At 44.7% G+C, this 12,786-nt stretch carries 9 protein-coding genes; 6 read left to right on the top strand and 3 right to left on the bottom strand.

The window, feature by feature from the left end:
• Positions 1 to 7: 7 nt before the first annotated feature.
• On the bottom strand, positions 8 to 1,843 hold the full coding sequence (locus B9G69_RS17480; RefSeq protein WP_254916858.1) for an ABC transporter ATP-binding protein: 1,836 nt from the start codon (positions 1,841 to 1,843) through the stop codon (positions 8 to 10).
• Positions 1,836 to 3,506 carry an ABC transporter ATP-binding protein gene (locus tag B9G69_RS17485; protein ID WP_265437874.1) on the bottom strand — a complete coding sequence of 557 codons (1,671 nt, stop codon included), beginning with the start codon at positions 3,504 to 3,506 and terminating at the stop codon, positions 1,836 to 1,838. Before B9G69_RS17485 ends, B9G69_RS17480 begins: the two co-directional genes overlap by 8 nt.
• A gap of 172 nt (positions 3,507 to 3,678) precedes the next feature.
• On the opposite strand from B9G69_RS17485, the gene B9G69_RS17490 reads away from it, so the two are divergent.
• Positions 3,679 to 4,413, top strand: coding sequence for a helix-turn-helix domain-containing protein (locus tag B9G69_RS17490; protein WP_088615369.1), 735 nt, complete (start codon positions 3,679 to 3,681; stop codon positions 4,411 to 4,413).
• 86 nt (positions 4,414 to 4,499) lie between these two features.
• Complete coding sequence (locus B9G69_RS17495; protein WP_088617165.1) at positions 4,500 to 5,306, top strand: murein L,D-transpeptidase catalytic domain family protein; 807 nt, start codon at positions 4,500 to 4,502, stop codon at positions 5,304 to 5,306.
• On the opposite strand, the gene B9G69_RS17500 is transcribed toward B9G69_RS17495, so the two are convergent.
• Positions 5,286 to 5,957 carry a TetR/AcrR family transcriptional regulator gene (locus tag B9G69_RS17500; RefSeq protein WP_088615368.1) on the bottom strand — a complete coding sequence of 224 codons (672 nt, stop codon included), beginning with the start codon at positions 5,955 to 5,957 and terminating at the stop codon, positions 5,286 to 5,288. The genes B9G69_RS17495 and B9G69_RS17500 overlap by 21 nt on opposite strands.
• A 177-nt stretch (positions 5,958 to 6,134) precedes the next feature.
• Between B9G69_RS17500 and B9G69_RS17505 the strand changes: the two genes are divergently transcribed.
• The 4 genes from B9G69_RS17505 to B9G69_RS17520 all read left to right on the top strand — a co-directional run bounded on the left by B9G69_RS17505 (position 6,135) and on the right by B9G69_RS17520 (position 12,671).
• Complete coding sequence (locus B9G69_RS17505) at positions 6,135 to 7,589, top strand: TolC family protein (protein ID WP_254916857.1); 1,455 nt, start codon at positions 6,135 to 6,137, stop codon at positions 7,587 to 7,589.
• Positions 7,590 to 7,591: 2 nt separating this feature from the next.
• Positions 7,592 to 10,819: an efflux RND transporter permease subunit gene (locus B9G69_RS17510; protein WP_265437875.1), complete on the top strand. Its 3,228-nt coding sequence runs from the start codon at positions 7,592 to 7,594 to the stop codon at positions 10,817 to 10,819.
• On the top strand, positions 10,794 to 12,077 hold the full coding sequence (locus B9G69_RS17515) for an NAD(P)/FAD-dependent oxidoreductase (protein ID WP_088615365.1): 1,284 nt from the start codon (positions 10,794 to 10,796) through the stop codon (positions 12,075 to 12,077). Before B9G69_RS17510 ends, B9G69_RS17515 begins: the two co-directional genes overlap by 26 nt.
• Before the next feature lie 69 nt (positions 12,078 to 12,146).
• Entirely contained in the window at positions 12,147 to 12,671 is a 525-nt protein-coding gene (locus tag B9G69_RS17520; protein ID WP_088615364.1) for a MarR family winged helix-turn-helix transcriptional regulator, read from the top strand.
• Positions 12,672 to 12,786 lie beyond the last annotated feature (115 nt).

Consider the following 12,786-nt stretch of genomic DNA (forward strand, 5'->3'; position numbering starts at 1 on the left):
AGAAGGTCTATGACTTTTCTGCCACTTCCATTTTTGTGGTATCAGATTCAGAAGAATCCGCGATCAGAGGCGATTTCGCGCCGGCAGAGGCAAACTGATAGTACATACCTTTAGCTTCCATGAGCTCGGCATGAGAGCCTACTTCCATCACTTCACCTTGGCTCAAGACTACAATGCGATCGCACTGTTCAATCGTTGAAAGGCGGTGTGCGATGATAATACTTGTACGGCCTTTAGTAATTTCCCGAGTCGCATCCTGAATGATGTGCTCACTTTCAGAGTCAATATTTGCCGTGGCTTCATCCAGGATTAAAATGTCAGGGTTAAAGGCAAGAATACGTGCAAAAGCGATCAGCTGACGTTCGCCCACGGAAAGGTTTGCACCACGCTCATCCACGGGGCTATTCATATCGCGACCTGTTCGCTTTAATAACCCCATGTATCCGGTTTTTTCGCAGGCTCTGGTGATTTGCTCATCTGAAATTCGTGGATCGCCCAAACCAATATTATTACGAATGGTCCCGCGGAAGATAAAATTATCTTGTTGAACCACGCCGACGTGGTGGCGGATTTCCTCGCGGGCGATTCTTTCGATCGGAAGGCCATCCACGAAAATAGAATCTTCGGGGGCATCATAAAAACGCTGAAGCAATGAAATGAATGTCGACTTACCACTGCCTGTGCGTCCGACCAAAGCGATGGATTCACCCGGCTTGAAGTGTAAGTTAACGTTTTTCAGAACCAGGGGCAGGTTGTCCTCATAGCGGAAATTCAAATTGCGAATTTCCAAGTCTCCACGGAAAGCATCTGGCTTTCGTAGGCTCTCAAGCTCGTGTTCCTTCGGCTCATCCATCAGAGTGAAAATGCGTTCAGCACTTGTCAGGGAATTTTGAAATTGTTGGTATTTCTCCAAAATTTCACGCAGAGGTGGGATGAAGTCCTGAATGTTCATCAAAAACGCGATCAAAGAACCAATCGCGATAGAGTTTTCAGCACTCATCACCCCGCCGAAGTATAACGCCGAAGTGATCGTAACCGCATTGAACAGATTCATAATCGGTTGCATCAGGGCGTAGGCATAGATCGAACGCATATTGGTATCGCGATAATCCGTGGATAAAAGAGCAAATCGCTCTTTATTGCGGCGAACACGGTTATAGAGCTGAACCACCTTAATGCCATTCAAGTTTTCCGCCAAGAAGGCGTTTATCACAGACAGCTTTTTTTTCTGTTCATGCAGAATCACCCGGATTTTATTAGATAAATAAAACGATGCTCCAATAAATACCGGTGCCAAAAACAATGAAACCAAAGTCAGCTTCCAAGATATTAGGCACAATGCTACGACCACGGACAGAATGACAATAAACTGGGTAAAGACCGTGATCACACCTTCAGTGAAAAGTTCACCCAAGGCTGCCACGTCGTTAGTAAGTCTTGTAACAATACGTCCCGTGGGAGTTTTGTTAAAGAACTGGAGGGGCAGTCTTTGTACGTGATTCATCAAATCTTCACGTAAGTGGAAAAGCATGCGATTTCCGAACAGCTGGAATAAAAAGTTATTTGAAAATGAAAAACAAGTGCGCAGGATTTCTAATCCCAAATACGCAAAAGCCACTTGGGTGAAAAGTTCGTAGTTCTTACCCTTTACTCCGTGATCGATAGCATAACCAATCAGGGTGGGCACCAGGCGCGCGACAGCAGCCCCGCCGAATACTGCAAAAACGGCAGCAAATAACAGACGTTTTTCACGGCGAGCATAAGGCCATAATCTTTTAAAAAGAACAGCATAGGTAACCTTGGTTTTAACCAGGTCTTCGTTCATGAAGTTATCATTATTCATGATTCACCTCGTGACCTTGGATGCTTACGGTTTTTTGAAATGTAGGGCTCACTTTTAAAACTTCCTGATATGTTCCAAGTGCTTCAACTTCACCATCGCGCAGAATTAATAGCTTATCGACCGTTTTTAAGGACGACAGACGATGAGCAACGATAATCCTGCTAAAATCACTTTTGTTTTTGCTAAGCTCATTTTCGATGGCCTTTTCTGTACGAGTGTCCACGGCACTTAAAGAGTCATCCAAAATTAATACGGGTGTTTTCATGATAAGGCCGCGGGCAATCGTTAAACGTTGCTTTTGTCCACCGGAAAGATTCACACCACGTTCGCCCAGCTGAGATTCAAGTTGATGAGGCAGAGCTTGAACCTCACGGGTGAGATCTACTGTTTCTGTCATTCGCAAAACGTCCACATCGGAAGCTCTTTCAGGTAAGCCAAAGCTGACATTTTCGGAAATGCTTTCACTAAATAGGAAGGCCTCTTGGGGAACTAATAAGAATGTTTTACGCAAGGATTCCTGGGTAATGTCTTCAATGCGATGGCCATTCACTAAAATTTCACCCTCGGAAAGCGGGTAGAGTCTTGTCATCAAATGCAACAGTGTGGTTTTACCCGCGCCAACGGGTCCCATGATCCCCAAGCTTTCGCCAGCTTTCAATGTAAAGGACACATTCTTAAGAGCATAAACCGTACTGCTTTGATGTTTGTACGAAACGTTTTTGAATTCCAACGTTTCAAATTTGGAGAGTTCGATTTTTCCATTATCTGGAATATCGGTTTCAGTCTGCAAAACCTCTTTGATGCGATCAAAGGAAGCATAACCCTTTTGCATCATTGATACGCCCATGCCTAAGGCTGTCATCGGCCAGACCATTTTTTGGATATAGCGCTGGAACATAAAGAATGTTCCGATAGAAACCGTTCCGGCGTACAGGTCATCCTTCGCGATGAATAATAAGATCACGCAACCAGAGGTCACGCCAAACTCCATCACCGGAACGAAAAGAGCATCGACCTTTGCAACTTTATTGCAGGCTTTTTCAAAAGCAGAGCTAACGCCGTTGTAAAGCTGGGTGCGATTGTCTTCCTGAGCAAAGCTTTTGATGACGCGAATCCCGCCAATGGATTCTTGAGCGACTCCAGTAAGCTCAGAAAAACGATCTTGCTGAATTTTATAGTTCGTATGAATCAGCTTCATGACCCGAGCTATCATGAATGGTACCAATGGTAGGAAGATCAACACCTTCCATGTCCACGCCCAATTTTTCATAATCATGATCGGTAAAACGATCGCAATAATAATTACGCCGTCAGCTAAAATCAAAAGACCTGGGCCGACGGCTTGACGGAAGGATTGAACGTCGTTGGTCAACAGGCTCATCAATTCACCGACCTGATTTTTGTGAAAGAAATTAGGTCCCAGTGAAGTTAAATGGCGGAATATTTTTTGACGGATGTGTTCGGCTGCGTAGGTATGAAATTTCCCAAAAAAAGCACGCCATCCCAAGCGAGTTGCGGCAAGACCTGCCATGATCATCGCAAACATAAGACAATTCTTAGTAATGGTAGACATCGACATTTGCGCTTCGATATCATCAATAATTTGTCCCATCACTAATGGGTAAATTCCATCCAAAAAGTTTGTGAACAATAAAAAGATCATTCCCAGGCTGAACGCACGAGGATTGTTTTTTATATAAAATAATAAAGGACGCTTATATAGAAGGGCATTTTCTGAAGAGTGCATCGACGACAACTCTAATGAATATCGGCATAGCCGACAAGGGAATTGCGTCAGGTACTAATATACAGTACTCTACTTCTTGGAGGCTGGTATGTCGCAAATAGATCAGTTTTTGGCATCTTTGAAACGTGCTCTTAAGGCAAAAAACGTTCTTTACCGTGATTTGGCGAAACCGCTAAATTTGAGCGAATCCAGCGTTAAGCGCATCCTATCCAGCAAAAGCCTTAGCCTGGAGCGTTTAGAAGAAATTTGTCGTGTAGCGGATATTAGTTTTTCCGAGGTTGTAAAGTCGGCGAACCTTGAAGATAACAATCAAATCTATTTGCTAACGGATGAACAAGAACGCGCTTTAGCCGAGAATGCGCGATTGCTGCATTACTATATGTTGCTGCATGACGAACGCACGCCGCAAAAGATCGAGAAAGAATATCAAATCAGTAAAGCTGAAGCGCAAAAGTATCTGTTTCAGTTGGATCGCTTGAATTTGATCGAGCTTCATCCTCGGGACAAAGTGAAATTTAAGCGCAGTGGATTTTTGCGATTCCGCAGGGACGGACCAATTGGTCGCGCCTTGTTTGAACAAATGAAATCCACGTATTTGAGTTACGATTTCAAGCCTGAAGACTTCGTACGCTTTACGCTGATCAAAATCAGTCCTGCCACATTGGCGAAGTACAAAGGCAAACTTGAAAAGCTAGCTATGGAAATGCAAGAGGACTCACGTTTTGATTCCGAACACAACACGGCCACGGTTGATGCAGGTGTTCTAATGGCTTATCGACCGTGGACGTATTCCTATATGGGCGCCATTAAAAAGAAGGAATAGCCCCCAGACTTTGTTTTATTCCCAGAGTGGTGGTGTGTTGGTGGTCCTTCGTTGCCGTTGATCACCACCTTTGCAAAGCTCAGATCATGAGACTCTTGTACTGTATTTTAAAGACGCTATTCGTTTCGATTCTATTTCTGAACGGAGCAACGGCCGCGACAGCGCCGAATTCCATGTTCAATCGCAAAACAACCACCGGCCAAAATTTGTATCAGGCTCTGTTAGCCCAGGGTGTTCCCGAGGAACCTCTTAATTTAACATTTCGAATGTTTGATTATAATTATGGACGTATTCCCAATACCAAAACCGCCGTTATCGTGGACTACACAGAAATATCTACGAGCAAGCGTTTGTACTTTCTGCATCTAGACTCGGGCTTAGCAGAAAGATTCTATGTATCTCACGGAATTAACTCAGGCGTTTTGGAAACCCGCAGTTTTTCCAACTTGATGGACTCCTGGAAAAGCTCTTTGGGTTTCTATTTTGCTAAGGGAACTTATAACAGCGCTAAGAATGGCCCTTCTTTAAAGCTTGAAGGGATTGATCGCAGTAATGACAACGCCAAAGACCGACTGATTGTGCTTCACGGAGCAAAATATGTCGGGGATGAATTCATCCAACGAAATGGTCGTCTGGGATGGAGCCAAGGATGTTTTGCCGTGGCACCAGAAGTCTTGCCTGTTTTACTTAATTCTCTTCAGGGTGGAAGTTTGCTGCTGTCTTATCACAAGGATCTATGGAGATACGCTCGGCAATATCCGAGTGAGCAGGAGGTGATGGGGAACGAGGTGGTGCCGTCGGGTGTGAACACCAGAATCACACCGGAGGAGCAAGTGGATCCGGGACCTGCTGATGGTTCGCAGTTTGGTGAACTACTTAGCTTTAACTTCTAGTGCCGTCGCGATGCCGTTAATAAAGACGTTAAGTTTTGTTTTGATTGCATTCACATCATTGCCCATCAGGATGCGATCAAAGAACATCGCTCCGTGGAAGTAAGTATCGAATACTTCCATCATCGTCTGAAGATCGACATCTTTTTGAATCAATCCTTGGGCCTTCAAAACTTCTAAGCGAGCAATGACAAGTGGAATATATTGATTAATAGGCGCGACTTCTCTGATGCGTTTTAAAAACTTAGGATCGACAAGACATTGGCCCAGTACGATTTTAAAAAACTCCTCGTCCTTTTGGCAATGATGAATAAACATAGAGTCCACGAGTGCGCTCAGTTCTTCACGTGCAGTTGCTTGAGGCGGATAGAGAAGTTCTTCATGAACTTTTTCTTTAATATGCGTTTCAATTAAGGCGAACAGAAGACCCATTTTGCCGTCAAAATAGCGGCCTATAAGTGATTCGTTGACCTTGGCTTTGTCAGCGATCATGCGAGTTGTAGCGCCCTTAAAGCCGTGTTTAGCAAAGATATCTTCAGCAGCTTGGAGCAGGCGTTCTTCGGATGCGGATCTATCTCTTTTTTTTGACTTAGATCGAGTCACGGTCTCTTTTTGATCCGTAGTTTTCGATTTTAGCAGAGAGGTGTCTCCCATTTTGAACTCCTAAATAATTACTCTAAATCACTCTAAACGCATGAATATACTTGTTAATACTTAATGTATCATAAAAAGCGAATGTTCACAAGTAAGTAATTGCTTGAGTACTTCCAAAAAATGCCGTAAAAGTATGTAAGTAAGTGATTACTTATCTGTGAGATCAGGAGAGACCCCATGATGAACCAGGGTGGAGCTAAGAACGAGAGATGTTTTGTACTACGAGCTGCGATGGCATTCTTGCTAATTGGCATCGCTGCAGCGAAGGCACAAGGCGTGACTTTAAATCAGTATCTTGAACAGGTGAAAACCGACAGTGCTAGTTATAAAGGTCAATCGATGGCTGCTGAAGGTAATAACCTTGAGGCGCGCGAAGCAGATTTGTTATTCACTCCCAAACTTTTTGCAGAGTTCAATACAGGTCATGATGGCAAGCCAAGCCAACCTAAAATGTATGATCGTGTGAACACTGAAACTTATATGTTAGGAGTTTCCCAACAGTTCGATTTCGGTTTGCAAAGCAAATTGTATTATCAAATGCAAAAGACGACGTTCGACAATGCAGGCTCTGCTTTCACGATGTCTAAATACTGGGATGCGACTCCGAAGCTTGAGTTATCAATGCCAGTTTGGGGTAACGGTTTCGGGCGTACCGCTCAAGCTAACGAAGAACTTCTTCGAGCGGGGAACTATGCAGAACAATACCAAGCTTCTTATCAGTCCACGGCATTTCTTGCGCAAGCAGAAGCTGCATACTGGAAGCTTTCTGCATGGTCTGATGTCGTAAAAATTCAAGAGACGGCGTCTAAATCCGCGCAAGACATTTTGAATTACGTGAATCGTAAAAGAGGCATGAATCTGGGAGAGCAAGCTGACGTCGTTCAAGCAAGAGCTTTGGTTGAAGGCCGCGGACTTGAGTTGCAGATGGCTCGCAATGAGCAGCGCGAAGCGCTTCGTAATTTCAATAAATTCCTGAACAGACCAGCGACGACACCTGTCGACGGGCTGGAGACAGTTCCTTACGCAGAGCTTGAAAAAATCACTGTGCCGCAATCTCGTCCGGGGGAGCGTTACGATGTGAAAGCGACGCAAGCGCAATTGCAAACTGCGAAAGCAAACGCAATGATCGCGAAGGAACGCAATCGTCCAACTCTAGATATCTATGCAAATTATGCCTTGAATGGTCGTGATGACAGCTACAGCGAAGCGATGAAAAATGCTGGATATACAGATACAGACACTGGTTATATCGGCATGCGTTTCAATATGCCTTTGAACTTCGGTGCTGCGGGTGACGCTAAAGCCGGTGCAGATAAAAGTGTTAGAGCTGCGGAATACAACCGTGAATATGCTCTTTACGCTCAAGAGCAAGACTGGATTAATCTGACTCAAAATCTAACAGACGCGCGTGATAACTTAGTTCTGCTAGGTAAAATCGAACAAGCGCAAAAAACAAAATTGGACGTGGAAAGAACACGTCTTCGTCAGGGACGAACAACAACATATCAAGTGTTGTTGTTCGAGCAAGATTACTCTGCAGCGGCTTTGAACCGCGTGAAATCTGCTGCCAATATCCTTGGCCTTCAATCGCAAATCAAACTTTACCAAGCCTCTCCTGAGGAAGGGAAATAGTCATGAGCTTACCTAAAATTTCCATCAGCAGACCGATTTTCATTACCTGCGTGACGATTGCAATCGTCGTCGTGGGTTGGGCGGGCTACAAGTCCATGCCGGTTGATTTGTTCCCAGACGTTTCTGTTCCCGTTGTCACAGTTCAGACAACATATAAAGGTGCGGGTCCTTCCGAGATCGAAACTCTGGTTTCTCGTCCTCTTGAGGATGAGATCAGTACGATCTCTGGTATTAAACGTATGACTTCCAAAAATATGGAAGGTGTTTCGCAAGTTATCGTCGAGTTCGTATCGTCTGTGGACTCGAAATACGCGGAACAACAAGTGCGTGATAAAGTGAATGTCGCGAAACCGAAACTTCCTGATGAAGTTGATGACCCCGTTATCAAAAAGTTTGACCCGTCGGATACTCCTATCTTGATGGTTGCGCTTTCTTCTAAAGGAACAATCGGGGATGCGGCTCTTTATGATATCGCCGATCAAATGATCAAACCTCGCTTGGAACAAGTAAACAACGTGGGTGCGATCGATATCCTGGGTGGTCGTAAAAGAGAAATCCACGTTCTTTTGGATCGTAACAAACTAAGAAATCGCGAAATCTCCGTAACTCAAGTGGCCTCTCAAGTAGGTGCCATGGGTCAGAATATTCCATCTGGTAAAGTTAACCAAGGTGGTAAAGAGCTTACATTCCGTGGTTTGGGTGAGTTCAGAAACACTAATGACGTTGCTGATACTTTGGTAAATCTTTACGGAAACGAAGTTCCAACACGCGTTTCTGACTTGGGTGTGGTTAAAGACACTCTTGAAGACGAAGCATCGCGTGCTTATGTAAATGGTGAAAAAGCGATCTTCTTGCAAGTTTACCGTCAATCCGGTTCGAACACTGTAAAAGTGGCGGAAGACGTTATTAAGCAGATGGAAAAAATCCGTCCCGAACTAGCTAAGATGGAGGGTGCTCCTGAAATCAAACTAGTTACGAATGCTTCCCAAAAAATTAAAGACAATCTTTATGACGTGAATGAGACAATCATCATCGCGATCATTTTGACGGTCTTAACGGTATTCTTCTTCTTGGGTTCTGCGCGTACGACATTGATCACAGCGGTTTCGTTACCGGTATCGTTGATCGGTGCCTTCATGTTGATGAAACTGGCAGGGTTCTCGTTGAATATCGTATCGATGTTGGCGTTGACGTTGGCCGTAGGTCTTTTGGTCGACGATGCCATCGTTGTCGTGGAAAATATCTATCGTCGTATGCAATTGGGCGAAAACTCTCTGGTGGCGGCGGAAAAAGGAACTGTCGAGATTCAAATGGCCGTTATGGCGATCTCTTTGGTTGTTATCGCCGTATTCGTTCCAGTAGGGACGATGTCAGGTACAATCGGTCAGTTCTTGAAACAATTCGGTTTCACGATTGTGTTCTCGATGATCATTTCTTGGTTCGTCGCGATGACAATCATCCCGATGTTGACTGCTTACTTTGCAGGTGAAGGTCACGGCGGTCACGGTGCTGGTGGTGATCACAAACCAAAAGGTATCTATGATCATACGTTGGGTCGCTTGGTTCGTGGTTTCGACCGCTTCCAATCGATGCTTGAGAAATACTACGAAAAACTTCTTCGTGTAACTTTGCGCCATCCAATCATGACGATTGTGGCGACATTGATGATCTTCTTCTTGTCTATTTATACAGTGACGAAGGTTCCAGGAACTTTCATCCCAGATGATGACTCAGGAGAAATCACAGTTACTTTGGAAATGACTCCGGGTACAAGCTTGGATGGTATGCAAGAAGTTGCCAGCAAGATCGATAAGATCATGCACGATGACGCAGCCATCGATTATACAACGATGATCGTTGGTACTATTTATGGTGAGTCGAATAAAGCAAGCTTCTATGTAAGAATGAAAGATGAAAAAGGCAGAATGAAAACGGAAGCTTTCCGTGATCATTTACGTCAAAAATTTGCAGACTTCGCGTTCGCAAATCCAGTTGTTAAAAAATACGACTCGACGGGTGGTATGGCTCAACAGCCATTCGTGATGAACATCATCTCTCCAGATCCAAAAGATCTAGAGTCATCAGCGACGAAATTGCTAGAGACCTTGAAAAAAGATCCGCGCTTTAAAGACGTGGACTCGAATTACCGCCCTGGTAAGCCAGAAATGCAAGTCGAGTTGAAACCGGGCGCTGCAAAAGCATACGGTATCAATACTTCAACAATGGGTGCCGAGCTTCGTGCACAAGTTGAAGGGATGACACCAGCTAAGTTCCGTGAAAAAGGTCGTGAGTATGAAGTGCGCGTCCGCCTAGTGGAAAATCAGCGTGATTTGAAACAGACATTTAATGATGTCTATGTTCCAAACGTGAATCGTAAGTTGGTTCGCTTGAAAGACGTTGCGAACGGTGAGTTGTCGTCAGGCCCAGCTTCGATCGATCGTATGGACCGTGGTCGCTATATCCAAATCACTGCGGGTCTTGCCCAAGGCGTAGGTGTAAGTACGGTCATCGCTGACGTAGCAAAGTGGACTTCAGAAGGCGGTCAAGCGGCGTTCCCATCAAGCGTTCGTTATAACTTTGGTGGTGATGCCGAAAACCAACAAGAGCTTGCAGGATCAACAGTGATGGCATTGGGCTTTGCCGTGATGTTCATCTACTTGATTCTGGCGTCACTTTACGAATCATTCATTACGCCCATCACAATCATGGTGGCTTTACCACTTGCTCTATGTGGTGCGTTCCTTGGATTGTTCTTGGCAAATCAAATGCTTTCGATGTTTGCGATTTTCGGTTTCTTCATGCTGATAGGCGTGGCAGGTAAGAATGGTATCTTGCTTGTCGATACGACGAATCAGTTGATGGCGACGGGAATGTCTAGATCTGAAGCTCTAGTTCAAGCAGGTAAAACACGTCTTCGTCCGATCTTGATGACATCCTTTGCGTTGATCGCTGGTACCTTACCAGTGGCGATCGGCATGAATGCAGCGTCAAGAACACGTACTTCTATGGGTGTGGCAATTATCGGTGGTATGATTTCATCGACAATTCTAACCCTGATTGTGGTACCGGCTGTATTCACATACGTAGATCGTTTTAGAATCTGGGCTAACAAGCTTGGCAGTAAATTGACTTCTGCCTCTAAAGAAGAAACGTCTCACGAGGAAGCCACGGCTGGCGCACCACGCGAAAGTGGAGTCAGTGACTATGCCGTTACAGCACCCGAAAAGTAGTGAAAAGAAAATAGTCGTTATTATTGGTGGAGGTTTCGCGGGATTTAATGCCGCGAAATCTCTGGCCAACAAAAAAGAAGTTCATGTCATTCTGATTGATCGACGCAATCACCATCTGTTCCAACCACTTTTATATCAGGTTGCAACCGCAGGTTTAAATCCCTCTGACATCGCTGTTCCTATCCGTGCACGTTTTGCTAAAGCAGAAAACGTGGAAATTCACATGGGAGCGGTAGAAAAAATAAATCTTTCCGAAAAATTTATTAGCACAGATCATGGTGATCTGGCTTACGATTATCTGATCGTCGCCACCGGGGCTCAGCACAGCTATTTTGCAAACCCTGAATGGGAAGAGTATGCACCCGGTTTGAAAACTCTGGAACAAGCAACTGAAATTCGCCGACGTATTCTATCCGCCTTTGAAGAGGCTGAAAATGAAATCGATCCAGTAAAACAAAAGTCGCTGTTGAATTTCGTTGTCGTCGGTGCAGGACCAACAGGTGTTGAACTTGCGGGAGCTATCGCGGATATTGCGCGAACTGTTTTAGTGAAGGACTTTAATCATATTAATCCTGCTAGCGCGCGTGTTTTGCTTGTTGAGGCGGGACCAAAAATTTTGGCTTCATTCAACGAGAAGCTTTCCCAGCGTGCGTACCGGGATTTACAAGAGCTGGGTGTTGAGATCCGGTTGTCTTCGCGTGTTGAGAAAATAGATGAAAACGGAGTGACAGTCGCAGGAGAATTTATCCCCTCGCGTTCCGTTTTTTGGGCAGCTGGCGTACAGGCGTCGCGTATGAGTTTTACTCCCGAAGTTGCGAAAGATCGAGCTGGCAGAGTGATTGTGCGCAAGGATTTCTCAATTGAGAATCATCCAGACACTTTTGTGATCGGAGATATGGCGCATTTCGAACTTTCGCAAAATAATTTGTTACCAGGATTAGCTCCCGCTGCGATTCAAGCTGGAAAGTTTGTCGCAAATGTGGTACTCCAAAGTATCAACGGGCAAGTACGCAGTTCGTTCAAGTATCTTGATAAAGGTCAAATGGCCACTATCGGAAAAAGGAAAGCGATTGCCCAGTATAACTCACTCAGAATGACTGGAGTCATTGCCTGGTTAGCTTGGTTATTCGTTCACGTTCTATACCTGATCGGATTCAAGAACAGAATTTCCGTAATGGCTGAGTGGACGTGGAGTTATATCTTCTCCAAGCGTGGAGCACGTTTAATTACCTCAAGAGATTGGAAGCTGCAGAAATAAGATAAAACAAACGAATTAAAATTTTAATTGTAACAATAATAGAAGCAAATAACTACCCAGGAGACGAAAATGGCGAAATTATTTATTCAGGATTTGCCGACAGAACAAGAGTTAAAAGCTTCTTGCGGAGATCTGCACACGGAAGATGTAGATGCAGGAATTCTTCACTCCAACCTTCTTTTTATGAAGGTGGCAAACGAGCTGGACAATCACTTTGAAGGTGTACTTTCCAAGTACAGTCTTTCCAGCGGACGATTCACTCTTCTTTATATGCTAAGAAATGCTCCAGAGGGTTTAAGCCCATCTGCGTTGGCATCCATGGCGGGTGTGACACAAGCGACGATTTCGGGCTTGTTAAACAATATGGAAAAGAATGAATTGATCGTGAGAGAGACCCACGTCAAGGACGGTCGTTCTTTTGTAATCAAGTTGACTGCAAAAGGCGACAGCACTTTGAAAGAGATTTTCCCACAATGGTATCCACGTGTGAAAAGCTTTTGGGAGCAACAGTTCTCTAAAGAGCAACTGATAGCTTTCAAAGCGACACTCGAGGAAATGATCAAAAAAACTGAAGTCCTAGCGACTGAAGGATAGATCGGTCCCTTGGACCCTGGTCTGTAAAATCGCGCAAGGCCCTGATAGGAAACACAGGGCCTTGTTGCAATCCAACACACTTTTCAACACATTCTGACGAGCGACCTGATTGGGA

It is taken from the genome of Bdellovibrio sp. SKB1291214 (genome assembly GCF_002209355.2).
Taxonomy (GTDB): Bacteria; Bdellovibrionota; Bdellovibrionia; order Bdellovibrionales; family Bdellovibrionaceae; genus Bdellovibrio.